This window comes from Intrasporangium sp., from assembly GCF_035280925.1.
Lineage (GTDB): Bacteria > Actinomycetota > Actinomycetes > Actinomycetales > Dermatophilaceae > Intrasporangium.
This window is the reverse complement of record NZ_DATEEY010000144.1, coordinates 24290-47534: the sequence shown is the minus strand read 5'-3', so window position 1 is coordinate 47534 and position 23245 is coordinate 24290. Positions and strand designations below refer to the sequence as shown.

23 protein-coding genes and 1 tRNA gene are annotated in these 23245 nt (G+C 69.1%); 10 read left to right on the top strand and 14 right to left on the bottom strand.

Going from position 1 to position 23245, the window contains the following annotated elements:
• The first annotated feature begins 72 nt into the window (after positions 1 to 72).
• Complete coding sequence (locus VJN29_RS13575; protein WP_324144161.1) at positions 73 to 396, top strand: hypothetical protein; 324 nt, start codon at positions 73 to 75, stop codon at positions 394 to 396.
• Between the two features lie 88 nt (positions 397 to 484).
• Here VJN29_RS13575 and VJN29_RS13570 read toward each other — a convergent pair whose 3' ends face one another.
• The 5 genes from VJN29_RS13570 to metG all read right to left on the bottom strand — a co-directional run bounded on the left by VJN29_RS13570 (position 485) and on the right by metG (position 6727).
• Complete coding sequence (locus VJN29_RS13570) at positions 485 to 1438, bottom strand: 4-(cytidine 5'-diphospho)-2-C-methyl-D-erythritol kinase (RefSeq protein ID WP_324144160.1); 954 nt, start codon at positions 1436 to 1438, stop codon at positions 485 to 487.
• 4 nt (positions 1439 to 1442) lie between these two features.
• Positions 1443 to 2360: a 16S rRNA (adenine(1518)-N(6)/adenine(1519)-N(6))-dimethyltransferase RsmA gene (rsmA, locus tag VJN29_RS13565; RefSeq protein ID WP_324144159.1), complete on the bottom strand. Its 918-nt coding sequence runs from the start codon at positions 2358 to 2360 to the stop codon at positions 1443 to 1445.
• Positions 2361 to 2621: 261 nt separating this feature from the next.
• Positions 2622 to 3776, bottom strand: coding sequence for a transglycosylase family protein (locus VJN29_RS13560; RefSeq protein ID WP_324144158.1), 1155 nt, complete (start codon positions 3774 to 3776; stop codon positions 2622 to 2624).
• A gap of 216 nt (positions 3777 to 3992) precedes the next feature.
• Positions 3993 to 4850 carry a TatD family hydrolase gene (locus VJN29_RS13555; protein WP_324144157.1) on the bottom strand — a complete coding sequence of 286 codons (858 nt, stop codon included), beginning with the start codon at positions 4848 to 4850 and terminating at the stop codon, positions 3993 to 3995.
• A complete protein-coding gene (gene metG, locus VJN29_RS13550) occupies positions 4847 to 6727 on the bottom strand; it encodes a methionine--tRNA ligase (protein ID WP_324144156.1) in 1881 nt (626 codons plus the stop codon). The genes VJN29_RS13555 and metG overlap by 4 nt, the downstream gene beginning before the upstream one ends.
• 133 nt (positions 6728 to 6860) lie before the next feature.
• On the opposite strand from metG, the gene VJN29_RS13545 reads away from it, so the two are divergent.
• Positions 6861 to 7286 (top strand): SRPBCC domain-containing protein, encoded by a 426-nt coding sequence (locus VJN29_RS13545; RefSeq protein ID WP_324144155.1) that lies wholly within the window; start codon positions 6861 to 6863, stop codon positions 7284 to 7286.
• Between the two features lie 54 nt (positions 7287 to 7340).
• Here the strand turns inward: VJN29_RS13545 and VJN29_RS13540 are convergent, their stop codons facing one another.
• A complete protein-coding gene (locus tag VJN29_RS13540) occupies positions 7341 to 7772 on the bottom strand; it encodes an OsmC family peroxiredoxin (protein WP_324144154.1) in 432 nt (143 codons plus the stop codon).
• Between the two features lie 191 nt (positions 7773 to 7963).
• Between VJN29_RS13540 and VJN29_RS13535 the strand changes: the two genes are divergently transcribed.
• Both VJN29_RS13535 and rsmI read left to right on the top strand, forming a co-directional pair.
• Positions 7964 to 8569 carry an HdeD family acid-resistance protein gene (locus VJN29_RS13535; protein ID WP_324144153.1) on the top strand — a complete coding sequence of 202 codons (606 nt, stop codon included), beginning with the start codon at positions 7964 to 7966 and terminating at the stop codon, positions 8567 to 8569.
• Between the two features lie 88 nt (positions 8570 to 8657).
• Positions 8658 to 9524, top strand: coding sequence for a 16S rRNA (cytidine(1402)-2'-O)-methyltransferase (gene rsmI, locus VJN29_RS13530; protein ID WP_324144152.1), 867 nt, complete (start codon positions 8658 to 8660; stop codon positions 9522 to 9524).
• Between the two features lie 283 nt (positions 9525 to 9807).
• Here rsmI and VJN29_RS13525 read toward each other — a convergent pair whose 3' ends face one another.
• Both VJN29_RS13525 and VJN29_RS13520 read right to left on the bottom strand, forming a co-directional pair.
• Positions 9808 to 10194, bottom strand: coding sequence for a hypothetical protein (locus VJN29_RS13525; RefSeq protein ID WP_324144151.1), 387 nt, complete (start codon positions 10192 to 10194; stop codon positions 9808 to 9810).
• A 63-nt stretch (positions 10195 to 10257) separates the two neighbouring features.
• Positions 10258 to 10992 carry a dienelactone hydrolase family protein gene (locus tag VJN29_RS13520; protein WP_324144150.1) on the bottom strand — a complete coding sequence of 245 codons (735 nt, stop codon included), beginning with the start codon at positions 10990 to 10992 and terminating at the stop codon, positions 10258 to 10260.
• A 37-nt stretch (positions 10993 to 11029) separates the two neighbouring features.
• Here VJN29_RS13520 and VJN29_RS13515 point away from each other — a divergent pair, with 37 nt between their 5' ends.
• From VJN29_RS13515 to VJN29_RS13500, 4 genes are all read left to right on the top strand, one after another.
• The gene (locus VJN29_RS13515; protein WP_324144149.1) at positions 11030 to 11866 is read left to right on the top strand and encodes a CPBP family intramembrane glutamic endopeptidase; all 837 of its coding nucleotides are present in this window, start codon (positions 11030 to 11032) and stop codon (positions 11864 to 11866) included.
• A 116-nt stretch (positions 11867 to 11982) separates the two neighbouring features.
• Positions 11983 to 13053, top strand: a complete 1071-nt coding sequence (locus tag VJN29_RS13510) for a hypothetical protein (RefSeq protein ID WP_324144148.1) — start codon at positions 11983 to 11985, stop codon at positions 13051 to 13053.
• A gap of 248 nt (positions 13054 to 13301) precedes the next feature.
• Entirely contained in the window at positions 13302 to 14906 is a 1605-nt protein-coding gene (locus VJN29_RS13505) for a dolichyl-phosphate-mannose--protein mannosyltransferase (protein ID WP_324144147.1), read from the top strand.
• A gap of 221 nt (positions 14907 to 15127) precedes the next feature.
• Positions 15128 to 15200 (top strand) — tRNA-Ala (locus tag VJN29_RS13500).
• A 113-nt stretch (positions 15201 to 15313) separates the two neighbouring features.
• On the opposite strand, the gene VJN29_RS13495 is transcribed toward VJN29_RS13500, so the two are convergent.
• Entirely contained in the window at positions 15314 to 15631 is a 318-nt protein-coding gene (locus tag VJN29_RS13495) for a hypothetical protein (RefSeq protein ID WP_324144146.1), read from the bottom strand.
• Between the two features lie 65 nt (positions 15632 to 15696).
• Here VJN29_RS13495 and VJN29_RS13490 point away from each other — a divergent pair, with 65 nt between their 5' ends.
• Complete coding sequence (locus tag VJN29_RS13490; RefSeq protein ID WP_324144145.1) at positions 15697 to 16437, top strand: helix-turn-helix transcriptional regulator; 741 nt, start codon at positions 15697 to 15699, stop codon at positions 16435 to 16437.
• Positions 16438 to 16828: 391 nt separating this feature from the next.
• Here VJN29_RS13490 and VJN29_RS13485 read toward each other — a convergent pair whose 3' ends face one another.
• The 5 genes from VJN29_RS13485 to VJN29_RS13465 all read right to left on the bottom strand — a co-directional run bounded on the left by VJN29_RS13485 (position 16829) and on the right by VJN29_RS13465 (position 21943).
• Entirely contained in the window at positions 16829 to 17146 is a 318-nt protein-coding gene (locus VJN29_RS13485; protein WP_324144144.1) for a hypothetical protein, read from the bottom strand.
• An 809-nt stretch (positions 17147 to 17955) separates the two neighbouring features.
• The gene (locus VJN29_RS13480) at positions 17956 to 18363 is read right to left on the bottom strand and encodes a DUF7144 family membrane protein (RefSeq protein ID WP_324144143.1); all 408 of its coding nucleotides are present in this window, start codon (positions 18361 to 18363) and stop codon (positions 17956 to 17958) included.
• 146 nt (positions 18364 to 18509) lie between these two features.
• Entirely contained in the window at positions 18510 to 19928 is a 1419-nt protein-coding gene (locus tag VJN29_RS13475) for an FAD/NAD(P)-binding protein (RefSeq protein WP_324144142.1), read from the bottom strand.
• 99 nt (positions 19929 to 20027) lie between these two features.
• A complete protein-coding gene (locus VJN29_RS13470) occupies positions 20028 to 21080 on the bottom strand; it encodes an alcohol dehydrogenase catalytic domain-containing protein (protein ID WP_324144141.1) in 1053 nt (350 codons plus the stop codon).
• Complete coding sequence (locus tag VJN29_RS13465) at positions 21077 to 21943, bottom strand: SDR family oxidoreductase (RefSeq protein WP_324144140.1); 867 nt, start codon at positions 21941 to 21943, stop codon at positions 21077 to 21079. Before VJN29_RS13465 ends, VJN29_RS13470 begins: the two co-directional genes overlap by 4 nt.
• Before the next feature lie 83 nt (positions 21944 to 22026).
• Between VJN29_RS13465 and VJN29_RS13460 the strand changes: the two genes are divergently transcribed.
• On the top strand, positions 22027 to 23241 hold the full coding sequence (locus VJN29_RS13460; protein ID WP_324144139.1) for a dipeptidase: 1215 nt from the start codon (positions 22027 to 22029) through the stop codon (positions 23239 to 23241).
• Positions 23242 to 23245 lie beyond the last annotated feature (4 nt).

Here is a 23245-nt window from a genome sequence, read left to right as displayed (position 1 = left end):
CACTGCACTGGTCACACGGCCCCCGAGGGGGTGGGCCGACCGGCACGAACAGTCATCACGGAGGGAACGACCATGAACCACAGCACGCACGCCAAGAGGGCCTCGGGGGCCATCGCCATCACCGCGCTGGCAGGTCTCTTCGCCATCGCACCCGCGTACGCAGACGATGCCGTCTCGGTGCTCACGCCTGCCGATGTCCGCGTCTTCGAGGCGGGCGGGGACATCGGTGTCTCCGGAAGCGGCGGCGCGCCGCCCATCCAGTTCGTGCCGGTCGACGACAACGCACTGGAGTTCTTCCAGATCGGCTTCGGCGTCCTCGCGGGGATGGCAGTCGTCGGCGCTGGCGTCGCCGCCGCGAGCACGGCTCGCCATCACGGCCAACCGCGCCCCGCCTGAGCTTGGGCGGCCCTGGGGGTCCTGGGCCAAGGGTTGGTCGCGCGGGTACGCCGCGGCTCGGCCACCCTTGGCCAAGGGCTGTCAACGACTACTCCACGCGGGAGCCGCTGACGACGTGTGCGCCATGGACCGGGCCCCTGGCACGCCGGATGTCGCGGCAGAGGTCGGAGGCCGCCAGGGAGACCGAGAGGTCGAGGGACGCCTCGTGGCTGTCGGTGAGGAAGGCGACCGTCGGTCCGGACCCGCTGACGAGCCCGCCGAGGGCACCGAACTCGACTCCCGCGTCGCGCAGCACCCGCAGCTCCGGGCGCAGCGAGAAGGCGGCTTCGTCGAGGTCGTTGTGGAGGGCCGCGCCGAGGGCCTGGGCGTCGCCGCTGCGCAGGGCCGCCATGAGCTCCGAGCTCACCTCGGCGGAGTGGGCCGGGTCCGTGGGGTCGCCGCCGTCGGCGGACCGCAGCCGGTCGAGCTCGCTGTACACCTGCGGGGTCGACAGCCCGGTGTCGCTGATCGCGAAGACCCAGTGGAAGGTGCCGCGTGCGAGGACGGGGGCGAGCTGCTCGCCCCTTCCCGATCCCATGGCGTTGCCGCCCGCGAGCGGGAAGGGGACGTCACTGCCGAGCTCGGCGGCGAGCCCGGCCAGCTCGTCACGCGCGAGGCCCAGACCCCAGAGGTGGTCGCACGCGAGCAGGGCGGCCGCAGCATCGGCAGAACCGCCCGCCATGCCTCCCGCGACCGGGATGTCCTTGTCGATGCGGATTGACAGGACGTCGTCGATGTCCCACTGCTCCGAGAGCAGCTTGGCAGCGCGAATCGCGAGGTTGCCGTTGCCCGTGGGGACGCGGTCCGCATAGGTCCCCCCAGGCACGACCTGCCACTCGTCCCAGCGCGCCACCGAGATCTCGTCATACAGGGAGACAGCCTGGAACACCGTGGCGAGGTCGTGGTAGCCGTCGGACCGCAGTGGGCCGACGCGCAGCTCGAGGTTGACCTTGGCCGGGGCACGTACGGTCACCGACCGGGGTGGTGTCGGGGCTGCGGTCATGCGGTCACCCTATGGTGCCGGGCACCGCCGTCTCGCGCTTGTGCTCGGCGATGTGCGCGAAGGCCTCGATGTCGAGCTGCTCGCCACGGGCCCTCGGATCGACCCCCGCGGCGACGAGGGCCGCCTCGGCCAGGGCCGGTGACCCGGCCCACGAGGCGAGCGCACCCCGGAGCGACTTGCGGCGCTGGAGGAACGCCGCGTCGATGCAGCGGAAGACCTCCTCCCGGCTTGCCGTGGTCCGCGGTGGGTCCCGTCTGACGAGGGACACGAGGCCCGAGTCGACGTTCGGCGCCGGCCAGAAGACGTTGCGCCCGATCCGCCCCGCGAGGTCGACGTCCGCGTACCAGGCGGCCTTGAGGCTCGGCACGCCGTAGGTCTTGCTCCCGGGTTTCGCCGCGAGGCGCTCGGCCACCTCGAGCTGGACCATGACGAGGACGCGCTGGATGGAGGGGAAGTGCTCGAGGAAGGACAGCACGACGGGCACGGAGATGTTGTAGGGCAGGTTGGCGACCAGCGCCGTGGGTTTGGGACCGTGCAGCTTCGTGATGGTCAGGGCGTCACCAGCCACGAGGCGCAGTTTGTCGGCGTTCTGGGGCTGGAGGGCGCGCACCGTGTCCTCGAGCGCTCCGGCGAGGCGCGGGTCGACCTCGATGGCGGTGACGCGATGGACCACAGGAAGCAGCGCCAGCGTCAGTGAGCCGAGGCCCGGCCCGACCTCGACGACGACGTCATCCGCGCCCACCCCGGCGACACGGACGATCTTGCGAACCGTGTTGGCGTCGATCACGAAGTTCTGCCCCCACTGCTTGGTGGGGCGCAGGTCGAGTCGTTGCGCGAGCTCGCGAATCTGGCTCGGCCCGAGGAGGGCGGCACCGGCTGCATCCGCCGGCTCCGCGGCGTCCGCGGCCCCCTCCCTCGTCATGGCCCTCACCCTATGGCTACGCCGATGACGCACGGGTTGGCTGTGCGATCGACAACGCGAGCCGGTTCGTCCGCCGGTCGCGAAGTGCACAGTCGTCGAGGACTGGGCCCAGCGGCATACGGCATCGGCTTTGACTACGCCTGAACAGGCGGATGGAGGACGGCCCACGCGAAGGGCCCTCGACCAGTCTGGTCGAGGGCCCTTGCGGTGCCGTCAGGGCATCAGTGGCTCAGTGGCTCAGTGGCTCAGTGGCTCAGTGGCTCAGCCCTTGCAGCCCCACTGCGCGAGGCCGTTGTCGGCGTAGACCCGGTTCGCGACCGTGATCTGCTCCGCACGCGACGCGAGGTCGGCTCGCTGCGCGAAGTCGTCACCGTCGTAGGCCAGCCAGGTGCTGTAGGAGAACTGCAGGCCGCCGTAGTAGCCGTTGCCGGTGTTGATGGACCAGTTGCCACCGGACTCGCACTGGGCGACGCGGTCCCACATGTCCGAGCGGGCCAGGTTGAGGCCGGCGCCCGACGTGCTGCCGGAGCCCGACGTGCTCGTGCTCGTCGTGGTCGGGGCCGGGGTCGGCGCCGGCTTCGGACGCTCCTTCGTGCCGACGAGGACGACCTCGTTGACCGGCGCCTTGGTGACCTTGGCGGAGACGCGCTCCTTCTTGGTGACCTTGCCGTCGACGATGGTGGCGCGCTCGGTGATGGTGCGCACCCCGTCGGCACCCTGCTTGCTGACCTTGGTCGTGCCCTCGTAGAGATCCGAGGTCTCCGTGCGGACCGTCTTGTGGTCGACGGACTCGGTCCGGGTGCTCGTCTTGGTCGTGACGTCCTGGACGAGGACCTTCATTCCGGCCGTGAGCGGAGTGGCGGGTGCGGGCGTGACCTTGTCGTTCGAGTCGAAGCCGACGCGCAGCTGGCCGAGGGCCTCGGCGACGGTGGCAGCCGTCAGCGTCTTCTTCGTGGTCTTGCCATCGGCGACGACGGTCACCGCCTTGGGCGTGACGACCGTGAGTTCGAGACCGTGGCGTCCGATGGCCTGGGACCGCGAGACCGAGATCCGGGCTCCGTCCGTGTGCAGACCGAGGGCGAGCAGTGCAGCGTCGACCGTGGTCTCGGTCGTGCGGATCTGCTTCTCCTTGCCGTCGATCGTGAGGTTCAGCATGCGGGCGTACTTCACGGTGACGGAGTCGCCGTCCGAGAGGGCCGCGTCGACCGCGGGGTAGACGACGTCTCCCTCCTTGACGGTGATGCCTTCGCTCTCGAGCAGGTCACCGACCGTGCTGCCGAAGACGTGGGTCGCGGTGGACGTGCCGTCAACGGACAGGTTCACCGCCTTGTCGAGCTGGGCTGCACCAACGCCACCGGCGGTGAGCAGCAGGGCGGCGCCGGCACCGGCGATGACCTGTAACTTGCGCGAAATCAAGATTCTCCGAACGTCGTACTCCCCGGAGACACGCGCTCTCGGATCACCTCGGAGGGCTGTCTCGGGGACGTTCGCGAGGGGCCTCGATGAGGGTCCGATGCGGGGCGGCATCCGGCCAACAGTCATCCAGAGTGAATGATCAAGACCTCGTAGGTCAAATTCCGATAACGTTCCTGTGGATGACCCATAACCCCGAGTAGGGGTTGGGGACAACGCTCAGGACCAGGATCCGTAGACCCTCTCGGAGTTCTCGGAGACCGCCCGACAGAGGGCCGGAACGTCCACGTTGAGGACACCGGCCATGGCCCGGATCGTGTGCGGCACAAGGAAGGTGGCGTTCGTCGCGCCGCGGTGCGGGGACGGGGTCAGGTACGGGGCATCGGTCTCGACGAGTACCTGCGAGAGTGGCGTCACGGTCAGCGCGTCACGCAGGGCCCTCGCGTTCTTGAACGTCACCGTTCCGGCGAAGGACAGGTAGTAGCCGCGCTCGACGCACTCGCGCGCCATCGTCAGGTCCCCCGAGAAGCAGTGCAGCACCGTCCGATCCGGCGCCCCCTCCTCCCCGAGGACTCGCAGCACGTCAACGTGGGCGTCACGGTCGTGGATCTGCAGGGCCTTGCCCAGACGCTTGGCGAGGTCGATGTGCCAGCGGAAGGAGTCCTGTTGGACGGCAACGCCCTCCGGCCCGGTCCGGTAGTAGTCCAGGCCGGTCTCACCGACGGCCCGGACCCGCTCGTGGCCAGCCGCTCGCTCGACCAGGTCGTAGGCCGCTGACAACGTCCCAGCGGCAGCCAGCTTGGGCACTTCGTTGGGGTGCAAGGCGATCGCTCCCAGCACCTCGGGAAACCGCTCGACGGCGTCGATCGTGAAGTCGATGGAGTCGAGGTCGCAGCCCACCTGGACGAGGCGGTTCACGCCCACCGCCCGAGCTCGCGCGACCGCCTCGGCCACTCCCAGGGGCTCGGCGCCGTCACGGCCGATGTCGAGGTGGACGTGGTTGTCGACGACCTCGATCGGCAGCGGATCGGGGGCGACCGCCGGCAACCCGTGCCGAGACGCCGAGTGCGGGCTCATGCGCTGGCGTCCGCTTGGCCCAGGCCGTCTTCCTCTTGCTCGTCGTCCGTCTGGCCCTTGGCGGCCGCCTCGTCCTCTCGGCGCATCCGCTCGATCTCCTCCTCGACCACGGACGGGTCGAACTTCGTGAAGACCGGCGTCGGCTTCGCGATCGGCGTCCCGGCGACGACCGGCTGGTCCTCCCACCGCGGCGTCCCGGAGTAGTCGCCGGTGATGACCGGATAGGGCCGCCCGTCGTCGAGGTCGGTCACCTCCTCGAGCACCGGCATGGGCACGAAGTCGCCCTGCCCGCCCATGACCCGGTGCACCCGGTTGGCACCGTGCGGCAGGAACGGAGCCGTCAGCGTGTTGATCGACACGACTGCCTGCGCCAGCACGTGGAGCACCGTGCCCAGCCGCTCCCGCTCCTCGTCGCCCTTGAGCTTGAAGGGCTCCGTCTCGGCGACATAGCGATTCGCCTCGCCGACCACGCGCATCACCTCGGCAATCCCCTGCTTGAAGCGGTGCCGCTCGATGAGGCCGCCCACCGTCGCGAAGGCACCGCGCACGGTCTCGAGCAACGCCTCGTCCACCGGCTCGAGAGGCCCAGCAGCGGGGATCTGCCCGAAGTTCTTCGCGATCATCGACGCGGTGCGGTTGACGAGGTTGCCCCAGCCGGCGACGAGCTCGCTGTTGTTGCGTTGGACGAACTCCGCCCACGTGAAGTCGCTGTCCTGGTTCTCCGGCCCGGCCGCGCAGATGAAGTAGCGCAGCGGGTCGGGCCCGTAGCGCTCGAGCACGTCACGGACATGGATGACATGGCCGCGCGACGTCGAGAACTGCTTGCCCTCCATCGTCATGAACTCCGACGCAACCACCTCGGTGGGCAGGTTCAGGACCCCGTACGTTCCCGCCGAGCCGCCCTTGTCCCCCAGCCCGGCGTAGCCGAGCAGCTCTGCCGGCCAGATCTGCGCGTGGAAGGTGATGTTGTCCTTGCCCTGGAAGTAGTAGCTCACCGGCGGCTCGTCCTGCGTCGCGTCCCAGAACTCGCGCCACCGCTCCGGTTCCCCGATGCGCCGGGCCCACTCGATCGACGCGGACAGGTAGCCGACGACCGCGTCGAACCAGACGTAGAGCCGCTTGTGGGTGTTCTCCTCCCACCCCTCCAAGGGAATCGGGATGCCCCAGTCGATGTCGCGCGTCATGGCCCGCGGCCGCACGTCATCGAGCAGGTTGCGGGCGAACTTGATGACGTTGGGCCGCCAGGTTCCTGACGTCTCCCGCCCGTCGAGCCACTCGCCCAGCGCGCCCGCGAGCGCCGGCAGGTCGAGGAAGAAGTGCTGCGTCTCGACGAACTCCGGCGTCTCGCCGTTGATCTTGCTGCGCGGGTTGATCAGCTCGTCGGCGTCGAGCTGGTTGCCGCAGTTGTCGCACTGGTCGCCGCGTGCCTCGCCGTAGCCGCAGATCGGGCAGGTGCCCTCGATGTAGCGGTCCGGCAGGGTGCGCCCGGTCGAGGGGCTGATCGCGCCCTTGGTCGTCTGCTCGATCATGTAGCCGTTGCGCCAGTTCCCGGTGAACAGCTCCTGGGAGACCGCGTAGTGGTTCGCCGTCGTCGTGCGGGTGAACAGGTCGTAGGACAGGCCGAGGTCGGTCAGGTCGGTCGCGATGACGCGGTTGTACTTGTCGGTGACCTCCTGGGCGGTCAGGCCCTCCTTCTCGGCGAGGACGAGGATCGGCGTGCCGTGCTCATCGGTGCCCGAGACCATGAGCACGTCGTGTCCCGCCATCCGCATGTACCGACTGAAGACGTCGGAGGGCACACCGAACCCGGCCACGTGGCCGATGTGGCGCGGGCCGTTGGTGTACGGCCAGGCGACAGCAGACAGGACTTTGCTCATGGGCTCGATCCTAGGGTGGCCCGGTCCGCGACTGCGCTCACCTTTCGCGGCGGCTCCGCCGACGATGCCGTATGCCGCTGGGCTCGCTCCCGGCGAGTCGCCTCGTTCCTGCCGGGCTGGGTACGCCTACACCATGACTGGACACGTGGCACGTGCGGAGACCACCGTCGCTGCGACGCCGGAGCGAGTCTGGCGCGCGCTCACCGACCCGGCGCAGATCAAGGACTGGATGGTCGGCACGGAGGTCGAGACCGACTGGAGAGTCGGCAGTCCGATCACCTGGCGTGGGGAGCTCGACGGCAAGGCGTACCAGGACAAGGGCAAGGTCCTGGTGCATGACGAACCACGTCGTCTCTCGATGACGCACTACAGCCCGCTCATGGGGCTGCCGGACGAGCCGGACAACTACCACACGGTCATCTATGAGATCGCGCCAGAGGGCGACCGCACGAGGGTGACGTTGACCCAGGACGGCAACGACACACCCGAGCAGGCCGAGCAGTTCTCGGCCAACTGGCAGAACATGCTCGACGCCCTCGCGGCTCGGTTGATCGAGTGAACAGCTATGGGGCTCAAGTCCTGTTCACTCGATCAGGTGACTCGCGTGGGGAGCTCAGCTGGCGAGGCGGGACTCGACCGTGATCGACGGGACGGCCTTGAGCGCCTGGCTCACCGGGCAGGCATCCTTGGCCTCCTCGGCCATCCTCTGGAAGTCCTCGGCCGACAAGCCGGGGACGGACCCCACGGTGCTGAGCTTGATCTCGGTGATGCCGGTGCCGGGCACGAACGTCACGGCCGCCGTGGTGTCGAGGGTGGTGGGTGCCTGGCCGGCCTTGGCCAGGACGTTGGAGAAGGCCATGTTGTAGCACGCGGAGTGCGCAGCCGCGATGAGCTCCTCGGGGCTCGTCTTGCCACCCGGCTCCTCGGTACGGGCCGGCCACGACACGTCGTAGGTGCCGATCCCCGAGGACTCGAGGCTGACCTGCCCGCTCCCCGTGAAGAGGTCGCCCTCCCAGTGGGCGGATGCCGTGCGCGTGGCTGACATGAGCACTCCTTCTCTTCGGCTGTCTTCGATTCGGGTTCGCGGCGATTCGGCTTGGAACAGCCGCCCTCCCACCATTGCGCGACCCTCTGCGGAAGGCAAGGGTCGGTCGTGGCATGCAGCGTCGAACCGCGCCATGATGAGGTCGAGGCGCTCGACCAAGGGGGCGGCGCCCGGCGTGGAGAGGCAGCTCGATGTCGGAGTCACCCAGCGAAGCTCGTTCCATCCTCAAGACCCTGTGGTGGCTCGTACTGCTCCGCGGCATCCTCGCCATCCTCTTCGGTATCGCCGTCCTCGCCTGGCCCAAGGCAACCGTCCTGGTCCTGGTGGCGCTGTTCGCGATCTTCTCGTTGCTCGACGGCATCCTCGACATCGTGCTCGGCGTCCAGGCCAAGGGTGAGCGCGGCCGCTGGCTGATCTTCCTCCAGGGCGCCCTGGCGATCATCGCCGGTATCGTCGCCCTGGTCTGGCCGGACATCACGGCCATCGTCCTGCTCTGGCTGGTGGCGATCTGGGCGATCTTGAGTGGCGCCATGGAGATCGCCGGTTCGCTCGAGCTGCGCAGGCTCGGTCAGCCTCGCTGGTGGTGGCACACGGTGGCCGGCGTCCTGGCCATCGTGCTCGGCGCGATCCTCCTGTTCGGCAACCCCGCTCGCGGAATCCTCGCCCTCCTCTGGGCCGTCGGTGTGCTCGCGATCGCCAACGGGATCGCACTCATCATCGCGGCCGTGATCGCGCGCCGCGAGGTCACCGCCCTGTATCGCGGGAGCGACGACGAGGACGTCCGACCGGCCAGGTGAGGTGCGTTGGGGGGTGACGTGGGGGTGACACGAGCGTCGGCCGCCGCGGGTCTGATCAGCCACGGCAGGATGGCGGCAGGATGGCGGTGTGAACACCGCACCCGCCGCCGGCACCCTCGTCCTCGCCGCGACCCCGATCGGCGATCCACGGGACGCCGCGCCCCGCCTCGCCGAGGAGCTTGCCGCCGCCGACGTCATCGCGGCCGAGGACACCCGCCGGCTCAAGCGCCTGCTGGCCGAACTCGACGTGAGCCCCGTCGGGCAGGTGCTGAGCTACCACGACCACAACGAGGCCACCCGCACCCAGGAGCTGGTCGAGCGGCTGCTCGACGGCAAGCGTGTCGTCGTCGTCACCGATGCCGGGATGCCGTCCGTGTCCGACCCCGGCTACCGGCTCGTCGTGGCGGCGGTGGCGCGAGACCTGCGCGTCACGTGCGTGCCCGGGCCGAGCGCCGTCCTCATGGCCCTCGCGGTGTCGGGGCTTCCGGTCGACCGGTTCTGCTTCGAGGGGTTCCTCCCCCGCAAGGCTGGCGACCGCTCCCGCCTGCTCGCCGAGCTCGCGGACGAGCGCCGCACCATGGTCTTCTTCGAGGCCCCGCACCGGCTTGCGGAGACGCTGTCGGCGATGGGCGAGGCGTTCGGGCCGACTCGCCGCGCCGCCGTCTGCCGGGAGCTGACCAAGACCTACGAGGAGGTCAAACGCGGGACCCTGATGGAACTCGCCGCGTGGGCACAGGATGGGGTCAAGGGTGAGATCACCGTCGTCGTGACCGGCGCCGAGCGCAAGGTCACGACCATCGAGAACGAGCTCAGCGGCATACGGCATCGGGTTGAGCAGGGGGAGCGTCTCAAGGACGTCTGTGCCGACGTCGCGGCACGGACCGGCCTGTCGAAGAAGGCCCTCTATGACGCCGCGGTGGCTGGGGGAAAGGGTGAAGGGCCCTTGGGAGTATGAGTCTCAAGGGCCCTTCGGGTTGATCGGTCGATGTGACGCTCCCGATCGACTGCCCTTCGCCTCCGGTCCCAGCAACTTCGTCACCAAGTCGCTGCGGGGGATTGCTCCTCCGTGCGGACCCTCGTCTCCGAGCCGTCCCGCTCTCCCCGAGGGGAGTGCGTGAGAGCAGTTCTACGCCCCTACTCCGCTACGGCGCAAGGGTTTTCGCCAAAGTAATTCTGCATCCACAGGACGTCCGCGTGTCATCCACCGGAAACGCCAAGTTGTCCACACGCTCTGGGTGCTATCCCCATGTTGTCCCCAACGCGCTGTGGACAACGGTGGACAGCTCGTCGGCGGCGGTGCGCGCCTCGACAGCACGATCGCCGTGGCCCACCGACTCGTACTCGCGAGCGGCCTCGAGCAGGCCGTCCACCTCGGCCCGCAGGATCGCCGACTCCGTTGCCTCGTCCAGGGCGAGACGCTCCGCCTCGGCCGCGCCGACACCGATCGCGGCGCCGGCAACGTGCCCCGAGGTCGCTGGTGCGACGCCCGGCGCCGTCGGCACCGCCTCGGCGTTCTCGAGGGCGGCGATCGCCGAACGCAGCGCCGCCGCGATCGGCTTGTCACGGTCGCGCAGCGCCGTCGTGAGCCTCTGGCGAAGGGCGAGACGAACGGCTGAGCTGGTCATGGCCAGACCATAGGCCGCCAGCAGGTCTGCGCTCCAATGATTTACGCGCGACTGGAGCCGCCGTCACCGCCCGAGGAGTCGCTCACGGAAGAAGTCGACGACCCGGACCACCGCCACTGGGTGCTTGTGGTCGGTCAGGGTGGCGTGGCCCCGACCGGGCAGTTCCACTGAGATGAAACCGTCCCCGAGCTCTCGCCGCAACGTCTCGAACCGGGTGCCGGTGATCCAGTCGTCCCGATAGCGCACCCCGAGCACGGGGCACCCGTCGGCGACGCGGGCACGGACCTCGGCCAGGTCGGACGGCGAAAGGTTGAGGTCGGCCGCCCGGCGTCGCCCGACGGGCAACGGCACCGCCGGCTGCGCGACGACCGGCGCCACGACGACCGGGTCGAGCATCATGGCGAGCGCGAACCCGCCCGTGACGCACATGCCGATCGCCCCGACCCCCGGCCCACCCACCGACGCATGGAGATCCCGCGCGAGGGTGCGGAGCCAGTCCCCTAGCGGCGCAGTCACCCCCGTGGCGAACATGGTGAACTCCCTTGTGACACAGAGCCTCGGGACGACGCGCGCTGCCTCCCACGTGCGGGGCGGCGCGTCGGCGGAGCCGAACAGGTGCGGGAGCACGACGGTGAAGCCGGCCTCGACGAGCTCCTCGCCGAACTCGACGACCTCGGGCGTCAGCCCGGGGCTCTCGTGGATGACGACGATGCCCGGGCCGCTCCCCCGCCGGTAGGTGTCATGAGCGACGCCGCCCGCCGTGTGGCGGCCGGCCGTCCAGTCGGCGAGGAGCGACATGGAACGAGCCTACGGTGCCGAAAGTACAGTGAGCGCCATGGCCCGCCGCCTCCTGTCGTATGCCGCTGAGCTCGGTCCCAGCGACCGTGACCCGCTGCCCGTGGCCGGGTCGGTGGAGCGGCGGACGTTGGCGTGGGAGACGGTTCTGCTCCTCGGGGTCAGCCTCGGCGCGTCCGCGATCTGGTCGGTCCTGTCGATCATCGAGAAGCTGACGCGCAACGTCCCGCTCGGGTCGCAGACCACGGCGATGAACCAGTCGGCGACGCCGGACCGGCCGTGGCTCGACCTCGCCTACCAGCTCGCCGGGATCCTCATCCAGGTCGTGCCGGTCGCCCTGGCGTTGTACCTGCTGGCGACCGTGCTGCGCCCCTCCCCGACCGTGGGTGCGGCGCGGTTCATCGGCCTCGATCGCACCGAGCCGGCCCGCGACCTGGTTCGCGGGCTCGGGTTGGCTGCGCTCATCGGGCTGCCGGGCCTGGGGTTCTACTTCCTCGCCAAGGCGGTCGGGATCAACACGAACGTCTCGGCCGCCAATCTCACCGACGTCTGGTGGTCCGCGCCGGTGCTGACCCTGGCGGCCATCGGCAACGCGCTCATCGAGGAGGTCGTCATGGTCGGCTACCTCTTCACGCGGTGGCGGCAGATCGGCTGGTCCTGGCCGGTGGTCATCGGCATGTCCGCGCTGATCCGCGGGACCTATCACCTCTACCAGGGCTTCGGCGGGTTCGCCGGCAACGTCGTCATGGGGCTGATCCTCGGCTACGTCTTCGCCAGGACCCGGCGGGTGATGCCGCTCGTCGTGTGCCATGCCCTGCTCGACATCGTCGCCTTCGTCGGCTACGCGTTCCTCAAGGCCCGCGGTATCACCATCTGAGGCGCCGGTCTGGCGGGGGGTCATCCCCCGATGGTGGCCGGGCTCATCCGCGAGGGTGAGGCACGGACGACCTCAGGGTGAGGTGCGGCCGGGCGACGCTGCAGCACCGTGGAGACATGGAAACCGTCACCGTCACTCATGGCCGGCCCGAGGCGTCGGCCACTCGGCGCACCGCGTCGCGCAGACCCGTGGCCGCCACGATCGCCGCGCTGTGGGCCGTCCTCCACCTGGGCCTCGCGCTGGGCCGTCTCACCGGTCTCGAGGTGACGCCATGGGCCGGCGCCGACCCATCGGTGCTCAGTGCACTCTCGACCTCGACCGTGGCCGTGCTCGTCGCGGCCCTCTCCGCCGTGAGCCTCGTCGCCCTGGCTCTTGGGCGAAATTACGACGGCCGGCCGGCCCAGGTCGCCGGCGGGTTGCTGCTCGGGGTTGGCCTCGTCGTGGCCCTCGCCCTCGCTGACGTGCGCTCGCTGACCCTGCTCGGCTACCTGCCCATGGTGCTGCTGCACTACATCGGGGTCGAGCCGTTCGCGGGCCAGGACATCACGATCCCCGCCCCGGTCTTCCTGTCGCTCACGCACAGCGTCGGCGGGGTCGGCCTGCTCCTCACCGGACTGGCAGTCCTCACCGGATCCCGGGTCGGCGGGAGCACCGCCGCAGCCGAGGACCGCGAGGATGTGCAGCGCCGACGGGTGGCCGCGCTGCGTGTCGGGCGCTGGGCGGTCGGCGTGGCCGTCGCAGCGCCGCTCGTCTACGCCTCGACGCGGGTCGCCTGGGCGTTGGGCATTCCCTTCGGGGTCTCGGACGAGTTCCTGGTGATGCTCGGCGACGCCAAGTACGCCGGTCTCGGCCTCGGCCTCTTCGGCATCGCCGGGGCGCTGCTCACGGTTGGTCTCGTGCAGCGCTGGGGCGAGGTCTTCTGGGCCTGGCTGCCGCGGATCGGTGGGCGGCCGGTGCCCGTCTCGCTCGCCGTCGTGCCTGCGCTCTTCGTCGCCATGGCGGTCATCTCGGCCGGAATCGGCTTTGCGGTGATCATTCTCGGCGGTGAGATCGACGGGCTTCCCGGAGAGCCGGTGGACTGGGGCGCATGGGCGCCGGAGCTGCTCTGGGTGCCGTGGGGCATCGCTCTCGGCGTCGCAGCCCTCGCCTACCGGGTCCGGCGGGAAGCCAGCCTCCCACCCCCCTGAGTCGAGTGTGCACTTCGCGCCCCCTTCCCCTCAGTCGAGTGTGCACTTCGCGCCTGGCCTGGGACGGCACGTATTGCACACTCGACTGATATGGCGAACGGGCCGGGACGGCGTTGGCACCGCGGGGTGGCCACCATGTGGTCGAGTGTGCACTTCGCGCCGGGTTGAGGCGGCGCGTTCTGCACACTCGACGAAAGGGGGTCAACCAGGGTCCGGAGCTGCCAGCGCAACTGTTTACGATGTCGCCCATGAACTCCGCCCTGGCAGTGCGCTCACGCCTGCTCGGGAAACCGGAGGACGACTTCCGTGACGCGCAGCCGCGGCGACGGCTCGGCAACCTGCTGACGCTGGGGTGGCTGGGGCCACTGTTCTTCACGCTGGTCGGCGGGATCATGCGGTTCTGGCACGTCGGCGCGCCGCACCAGCTGATCTTCGACGAGACGTACTACGTCAAGCAGGGCTGGTCGATGATCCTGTTCGGCTTCGAGATGAAGGTCGACCCCGTCCTCGAGCAGGCCAAACAGGTCGACCAGCACTTCACGGCGAACGACCCGTTCGTCTGGGGCACGGAGGGCGACTTCGTGGTCCACCCGCCGGTCGGCAAGTGGCTCATCGGGCTCGGCGAGATCCCGTTCGGCATCCTCAACTCGTTCGGGTGGCGGTTCGCGGTGGCGCTGGCGGGGACGCTGTCGATCCTCATGGTCGGGCGGATCGCGCGGCGGCTCTTCCAGTCGGACCTGCTGGGCGCGGTCGCGGCTGCGCTGCTCGCCTTCGAGGGGCACCACTTCGTGCACTCCCGGACCGGTCTGCTCGACATCTTCGTCATGTTCTTCGGGCTGGCGGCGTTCGGCGCGCTGCTCATCGACCGGGACCAGGCGCGCGAGGTCCTGGCGGCGAAGGTGGCCGGGGTGTCACGGGCCTCGATCAGCCGGTGGGGCCCGTGGCTCGGGTGGCGTCCCTGGCGCTGGGTCGCCGGCGTCATGCTCGGCCTGGCGGCGGGCGTGAAGTGGTCGGGGCTGTACTTCCTCGTCGTCTTCGGCCTGCTCACCGTCCTCTGGGACCTCGGGGCACGACGATCCGCCGGCGTGCGGGGTTGGGTCGTCGGGGGCGTCGTCAAGGACGGGTTGTTCGCGTTCGCGCAGCTCGTCGGGACCGCGTTCGTCACCTACGTGGCGAGCTGGACGGGCTGGATCCTCACGCGTGGCGGCTCGTTCCGCACCTGGGCCGAGACGCGGCCGTCCGGCGGGCTCGGCGGCCTGCTGCCCGACTGGTGGCGGTCGCTGTGGGCGTACCACCAGCAGATGTTCGATTCGAGCGCCTCGATCAACTCGCCGCACCCCTACCAGACGAGTCCGTGGTCGTGGATGATCCAGGGCCGGCCCACGTCGTTCTTCTACGAGGGGCCGGTGAAGGGCACCGATGGCTGCATGGTCGACCAGTGCAGCAAGGCGATCACCTCGATCGGCACCGTGTCGATCTGGTGGGGCGGGACGCTGGCGATCTTCGTCCTGCTCTTCATGTGGGCGCTGCGCCGCGACTGGCGGGCCGGGGCCGTGCTCTCCGGCATCGCGGCCGGATACCTGCCGTGGTTCCTGCTCGCCGACCGGACCATCTACTCGTTCTACGAGGTGTCGTTCGTGCCGTGGGTCGTGCTGGCCTGCGTGTACGTGCTGGGCCTGATCATCGGCGGGCGGGATGCGTCGGTGGTGCGGCGTCGGGTCGGTTTGGGGGTCATGGGTGCCTTCGTGCTCCTGACCATCGGGCTGTTCGCCTTCTTCCATCCCATCTACGTGGCGGACGTGATCCCGCAGTCGGAATGGTCCCAGCGGATGTGGTTCCCCAGCTGGGTGTGAGGTGGGGTTGCTGGAGGGTCACGGGCGACCTGACTCGTTGGAGCTGACTCGTTGGAGCTGACTCGTTGGAGCTGACTCGTTGGAGCGGACTCCTGGGAGCTGACCCGGGGTAGATGTCACGGCGGTAACCCCGGTCGTGCCGATGTGGCATCTACTTCCGGTAGGGTCGTGGTCGGTTTCATGCGGCGGGGCGCGTGGTGTTACAGTTCCTGTCGCATCAAGGGGCTGTGGCGCAGTTGGTAGCGCGTCTCGTTCGCAATGAGAAGGTCAGGGGTTCGAATCCCCTCAGCTCCACCGAACCGAAACCGAGGCTGCACCACATCGCCAGTCTGGAACCGGCCGTCGATCGCGACCGCCCTGGTCCGGATGGGCAGGCCCGCGCACTGGTCCGAGGCGCGCGACGCGGCTCATGCTGTGGGTGTGGGGCCCGGGTCGTAACTCTTGATGACCTCGTAGACTCGGTGCTCATCCGCGCCGTCCATGATCGAGAAGAACGCCGCGCAGACGTCACTGTTCCGTTCAGCCTCGACCACCCGCTCGATCGCGGCCAGACCCTCAAAGAACACAAGGTCGGCGTAGCCGCCTTCGCCGTCCTTGAGCAGGGTACGCCTGAGTATCCCGTCTTGGTTCTGGACGAACTCCCGCTCGAAGCCATCTGAGGCCGCGACCAGGTCGTCCTCCGTGATCCCGGCAACCAGCCGGAACGGCGCGAGTGCGATATGCATGTCTGCTCCTTCCTCGGTACCGCCACGCTATTGCGAAATATGACACTCACTGTCAGGTTGGTTCGATGGCCGGTGACGATGAGATGGTGCGTGGCCGCGCGGAGCGCCTCGAGGTGCTGAAGACGCTGCTGGCGAACCGGGATGTCACGACCGTCGAGGACGTCGCCACCGATCTCGGGGTGAGTGGTCGCACCGTGCAGCGAGACCTTGCGACGCTGCGACGGTCCGGGGTGCCGATCGAGGGGGACCGCGGCCGCGGTGGCGGCATCAGGCTCGAGCGCGGCTGGTCGCTGGGCCGGGTCCACCTCAACGAGTCGGAGGCACTCGGCCTGCTGTTGAGCCTCACCATCGCTGAGAAGGTCGGCTCCCCGCTGCTGCTGGATGACCTGCGCTCGATCACACGCAAGGTCGGGAACGCGTTCGCACCAGAGCAGGCGCGCCGCATTCGGGCGCTGCGCGACAGAGTCCTGGTCGGGAAGCCGGCGTCGGAAACGGTGCTGGACACCTACACGCCGCCGACGCCAGCGGTGACCAGAGCGGTCCTCGAGGCGTTCCAGACTCGACGGCTGGCCGGGATCCGGTACACCGACCGGGCCGGCGCGGTGACGCAGCGGAAGATCGAGGTCCAGCTCCTGTACTACAACGTCCCGGTCTGGTACGCGCTGGCGTGGGACCGCGACCGCGACAGCGTCCGATTCTTCCGCCTCGACCGCATCCAGCAGTGCTCGATACTCGAGTCGACCTTCCCTCTCCGGCCGGCCCGCGATTTCCTCGGCGCCGGCGAGCCGGACGCGCGGACCATGTGACAGGGCAGGCCTGCGAGCCAGCAGGTGAAAACCTGCTCCCAGAGCCACGCAGCCACGTGGTCATGACGGTGTGCCAAGCCCACGACGCCCCGACCGTGCCGCGCTCCATCGCGAGCTTGTGGCCCATAGGCAAGCCGCGGTGTGTCGAAGGGCGTGGCTTCGGCGACCCTGGGCGTTGACTCGCACACCGCCGGTCCGCCGAGGCTGGGTATCGGGTCGACGCGCGGGGTCCGTCGCTCCCACACAACGTAACCGTTAGCGCCGACGCGTATGCCCGCGAGGAGAACAGCCGTGCGAAGCCTTCATCTGGTCTGACGAGCATGACGGCGTCAAGAGTCAACCGGGGCTCCGATGAGGTCATGCTGCGTCCGCCCAGTCCTCGACCCGACCCCTACCCCGCCAGCGTCGACCACCAGCCAACGGCGCAGGCCGCAACCCATTCCTCGGGGGTCACTAGTACGAGGCCCGGGTAGCACCCATCGTTGTCGGGCATGAAGCCCAGGTCCGAGACCGGCTCCTCTTCCAACCCCAGGAAGTGGACGAAAACCTGCCGATCATCCGAAACGCGAGCGATGGTGCCGGGATGATTCTCCATGAGAATCCGTCCGTCTTCCAGCAACTCCGGATCGGTGACTTTCGACGGAGTTGCCCGACCCGTGTACATGACCTGCTTCCCGTGTGCTGCCTCTTCGAAAGTCAGCCGCCGCATGAGTCCTCCTCGCCGATCCAACATCTTCTGTTATCAAGACGCCTAAGCCCACGAGAGATGACGATGCCTTCTCTGCGCGGACACGGACCGGACGGATGGACGGCCGGGGATCACATCGACGGCGTTGCCGTCGGAGATGTGGAACGCCGTGGCCAAGGGCCCGTGAGTCTGCGTGGCGCACGCGCGAAGGCCAGTTGACATGCCAGTCCGTGCTAGGACGGAACAGGACCCTCATCGGGACGGCTTCCAGTCCCCTTGACGATGGCCGTGTGCGGGCGGGATGCCCGTGGCAGGACTCCAGCAAGGACCGACATCATCTCGACTGCCAGGGCCGGTCCGATGGCGTTGGCCACAATCTCGGCGAGGTGTCGGCGAACGGGCGTCCCTCTGTGGCCGCAGAGGCAGGTCTCGCCAACTGGTGGAGTGCCGTGGCCCGCGAGCGCATCAGCGGCTGCGTCAAGCATGGCACCGGTGATGAGGCGGCCCATGATGTCCTCCTACCCAACGCCTTGGCGTTGCCCCCAGATGCCCCCGCCCCGCATCGCGCCGCCCAGCATGCACTTCAGACATCGCAGGCCCAAGCACGCACACGACTTCTGTCACCTACGGCGAGCCTTCGCCATGAGAAGGTCAGGGGTTCGAATCCCTTCAGCTCCACTCCGGGGACGCCCGTCTGAGCAGCGGCAACCCCTGACGTCCGGCAGGGTTTCGCGTTTTGTGACCCGCCTCGACATCACCAGTCCCATCGGGGCTGGCCCCAGCCCTTCCCGGTTTTGGGTGTCCACGAGGGACGGCGTCTGGTGGACGCGCTAGGCGGTCCTGCGGGTGCCGACCTGTTCGACCAGCGCCCAGATGATGGCCACGTTCAGGGCGATGATGACGATGGCCCAGATGGGGTAGTAGGGCAGCCACATGAACTGCGCCACGGCCGAGAGAATCGCGAAGACCATCGCGGCGATGTACGACCAGGTCTGGCCCATGATCATGGCGGTGCCGACCCCGATGGCGACGAGACCAAGGATCAGGTGGATCCAGCCCCACCCGGTGATGTCGAACTTGTAGACGTAGTCGCCGGTCACGACAAAGCGCTGGTCGTTGATGATCGCGGCGAGGCCTTGGAGAGCCTGGAAGATGCCGACCATGATGAGCAGGGCCGCCGCGAAGACCGAGAGGCCCTCTGTCCACGCCAGCTTGGTCGGTGAGGTTTGACTCGACATCGATCCCTTCCCTTCGTGTCACCGGCGCCGATGGCCGGAATGCCCGTTTCTCGAACGCTATGGGAGCACGGTTGGCGCTTTCTCATCCTTTGGAGGTGAACCCACGGCACAGCCGACGGGCGGCCCCGAGCTGAGCGGGCGAACAATCAACGGGGAGCCCACCGCCGACCGGCATCGGCTGCGCCTTCCAGAGAGAGCTCCGCGAGCCTCGCCAGCGCAGGGCTGGTGTACGTCGCCAACCGGGCGCGAGCGTCGTCCAAGGCGTCTGACCCCGCGTAGTCGGGCGGTACACGGGCCGGGTTGAGGGCCACCCGGTCCGACCACTCCTTGATGTCCGCCTCGGCCGAGAAGGACATCGCCGCCCGGGTGCCCAGCACGTTCATCCGAGCCCATCCCCTCATCGAGTCCGGCAACGGGGACGGCGGGCAGAGGCGGTTCTTCTCGTCGTCGTCGTATCTGGTCGCCTCGACGTAACCGACCACCGCCGCGCCGAAGCACGGGAACCCGGTCCGGATCGGCTGCAGCGTGATCGCCTCCGGACGCCAGACCGGAACGAGCGGTGCGTACTTGAGGCCATCGGCGGCGCAGTGGACGACGAGGGCGTCCGCCGCGATCGAGATGGACGCGTCGGCGAAGTCCAGTCGCCCGCGGCCCACAGCCAGCAGATGACCACGGCGCACGACGTTCTCGAGCGTGCGCAGCTGCTCCAGCTCCCACATGGCGAGAGTCGGCGTCTTGGCCATCGTGGGCATGACCGAGGGGTCGATCCGCAGCATGATCCCGGCGCCCTCGAGCCGCAGGAACAGGTCCTCGACGGAGGTCGCCGTCGCGGCCAGCTGCATGACGTCGGCCGCCATGCCGAGATAGACCTCAGGATCGGGTTGCACGACGGCACGGTTCAGCATCCACGGATCACGAGGTCGCACCCAGCAGATCCGATCGGGGTCGACACCACGGGAGAGCAGCCAGATGCACGCGTCGGTCGCCGTCTTGCCGGACCCGACGACGACGTACTGGCTCGGCGCCTCCTCGAGTCGTGCCAGGTCGTTGACCGGCACCACCCTCGCATCATCCGCGACCGCGAACGGCGCAGGCTTCTCGGCAGGGATGCTCGGGGACAGGTAGCGGGCGTCGACGACGCGGCACCGCTCCGAAACCTCGAGACGCTCGCCGGAGATCCGCGAGACGACGAGGCGGTCACCGACGTAGTCGCAGTTCGGCAGGAACTCCGCCTTCCCCGACTCGACCATCCGATCGAGCATCCGCAGGTAGTAGGTGAGGATCTCCGGCTGGTTGGCCCGTTCCTGAAGCCCCGCCTCGGGTCCGTTCTGCTGCAGCCTGCCACCGCCGAGGAGGGTCGACGCAACACCGTAGAAGGCCGAGGCCTGGTGCAGGCGGACGAAGGGATACGCCTCGAGCCAGTGCCCGCCGACTCCGTGGCGACGGTCGACCAGCGCCACGCGCACATCGGCGTGGTCGGTCAGGGCGTCGGCGAAGGCCATCCCTATCGCACCGGCTCCCACCACGAGGTAGTCCGCCTCGTGCTGGGAGATGGCGCGGGTCATGCATCAACGCTGACACTCGGTCAGCACCGCGTCCATGCTTTTCGGCGAACCCGGCCGGGCGCGAAGGGCACATCCGACAAAACGGATGGTCCCCAGCTGCTACCTCGGTGCATCCGGTACGAGCGGGTTGATCATCGTGATGCCGCTGGCGGCCGTCCGATCCATCATGGGCAGCAAAGTCGCCGCCTCCTCGAGCCCGACGACACGCTCGATGAGCGACTCCGGCCGTAGGTCACCGGACGTGATCCTGGCCATCATGGCGGGGTAGTCGACCGCCGCCATGCCGTGCGAGCCCAAGAGGTCGAGCTCCCACGCGATCACACGGGACATCGGCACTCGGGGATGCCCGTCGACCGGTGGCAGCAGCCCGACCTGGACGTGGCGCCCGCGCCGCCGCAGGGACAGGATCGCGTCGGCGCAGGTCGCCTCGGTCCCAGCCGCGTCGACCGCGACGTGGCTTCCGCCGGAGGTGAGCTCGTGCACCGCGGCCGGCACGTTGAGCCCGTCCGTCGCCAACGTGACGTCGGCACCAACCGCCTGCGCGGCCTCCAGTGCCCCGGGGTTGCGGTCGACCGCTATCACCTTGGCCCCGAGCGCCTTGCCGATCACCACGCAGGAAAGCCCGAGTCCACCCGCGCCGACAACGGTGACCCACTCGTCGGCCTGGACGTGCGCGCGAGCAGTCAGCGCTCGCCACGCGGTCGCGAAGCGGCAACCCAGGGCTGCGGCCGCCTCGAACGACACGTCGTCCGGCACCCGGACCAGATTCGTCTCGGCAGCGTGCAGGGCCACCAGCTCCGCGAACGACCCCCAATGGGTGAACCCGGGCTGCTCCTGGAACGGACACACCTGCGCATTGCCGGAGTGGCACCACTCGCACGTACCGCAGCCCTCGACGAAGGGCACGGTCACGCGGTCGCCCACCGACCAGCGCTCGACGCCCTGGCCGACCGACGAGACGACCCCGGCGAGCTCGTGCCCGGGCACGTGGGGAAGGCTGATGTCGTCGTGGCCGACCCACGCGTGCCAGTCGCTGCGGCAGAGACCCGTGGCGTGCACCGCAACGACCACGCCACCCACCGGTGCGACGGGGTCCGGCAGGTCCCGGACCACCGGCGTTGCCCCGATGGCGTCGTACATCACTGCCCTCACGACGAGCGGCCCTCCGAGGCCAGGTACTCGCGCAGGGAAAGGGGCCGCCGCCCGGTGACGCGCTCGACGTCGTCCGTCATGCCGTCGAGCTCCCCCGCCTTGATCGCCAGATACGTGGAGACCCATGCCTCGACCTGCCAGTCCGGCGCTCCGTAGACCTCCCGGGACCGGTAGGCCTCCTCGACCGTCTCGTCATGGAACCGCACCTCCCGACCGCGGAGCTCAGTGACGAGGCGGGCCATCTCCGACAGGGTCAGCGCTTCCGGTCCGGTCAGCGAGTACGTCTCACCAGCATGCCGCGACGGGTCCTCCAGCACCGCGACCGCCACCCGAGCGATGTCCTCGTGGGCGACGACCGCAGCACGACCATCGCCTGCCGGTCCCCGGATCACGCCGTCCGACCCGACCATCGCCTCGGTGAACTCGAGGTAGAGGTTGTCCCGCAGGAACGTCCACGCCATACCGGACGCCTTGATGTGCTCCTCGGTCGCAAAGTGGTCCCGCGCCAGCGTGAACGTGGCATCCGGCGCAGCACCGAAGAACGAGACATAGACGACGTGCTCCACACCAGCACCAGCGGCTGCGTCGACGAAGGCCCGGTGCTCGTCGAGCCGCTTCTCGTTCTCCGCCGCGGACACCATGAACAGCGTCGATACTCCCTCGAGAGCGTTCGCGTTCGCGGACGAGTCGGCATACGTGCTCTGCAGCACCGTCGCGCCCTCCACGCGGGGGGCCCGTGCGAGGTCCCGCACCAGGAGTCGCTGGGCCACCCCGCGTTCTTCGAGTCCCCGCGCGACGAGACCTCCCAGCCATCCGGTCGAGCCCGTCACCGCCAGGGGCGGCGCGTCATCCGTTGTGCTCATGCCGTCGATGCTAGGCAGGCGGCACAGCCGGCCGCACAGAGGGCGCCCGACCGCACCGCTCGCCCTCGGCTAGCATCCGCGTCATGACCCGGGAACAGCGGCGGTGGCTGCGGCGCGGCCTGACCGCTCTCGGCGTGGTGATCGTCGGCGCGGGCGCGGCCGTGGTCACCATCGGGCCCGGGCTCGTCGAGAGCTCGATGAACAAGCTCGAGCCCGGCCCGCTGCCCGACGTGAGTCCGCGGGCCCGGGCCCTGCACCAGCGGCTGCACGTCGTCGACCTGCACGCCGACACGCTGATGTGGGACCGCGACCTGCTCGAGCGCGCGGACCGCGGCCACGTGGACCTGCCGCGCCTGCGCGAGGGTCACGTCGCACTCCAGGTCTTCTCGTCGGTGTCCAAGTCACCGAAGGGTCAGAACTACGAGTCCAACACCGGCGATACGGACAACATCACGCTCCTGACGATGGTCCAGCTGCAACCCCCACGGACCTGGGGCTCACTGCTGCAACGCTCGCTCCACCACGCCGAGAAGCTCGAGCAGGCCGCCAGAGACTCCGGTGGCACCCTGATCCTGATCCGGACCAGGGGGGACATCGACCGCCTCGTCGCGGCCCGTGAGGCCGGTCAGGACGTGACCGGAGCCCTCTTCTCGGTCGAGGGCCTGCAGAACCTCGAGGGCCGACTCGACAACCTGGATACACTAGAAGCGGCCGGCATGCGGATGGCCGGCTTCACCCACTTCTTCGACAACGAGCTCGCCGGATCGATGCACGGAGTCGACAGGGGCGGCCTCACCGACCTGGGACGGCAGGCCTTCGACGCGATGGAGCAGCGCGGCATCATCGTCGATGTCGCCCACGCCAGCCACGCCGCCATCGACGAGATGCTGCAGCGAGCGACCAGGCCGCTCGTCGCGAGCCATGGTGGCGTCCAGGCGACGTGCAACGTCAACCGCAACCTCACCGACGACGAGATCCGCGGCATCGCGCGCACCGGCGGTGTCGTTGGCGTCGGGTACTGGGACGCCGCGATCTGCGAGCTGACGCCCAAGGCGGTCGTTGACGCCATCGAGCATGTCATCGCGGTCGGTGGGATCGAGACGGCTGCGCTGGGCAGCGACTACGACGGCGCCGTGACCGTGGCCTGGGACACCAGTGACCTCGCCGTCATCACCCAGGAACTGCTCGACCGGGGCCACAGCGAGGATGAGATCGCGGCGATCATGGGCGGCAACACCCTTCGCGTCCTGCGGGCCGTGCTCCCCGAGTCACACATCCCCGCCGCCCAACCACACTAGCCTC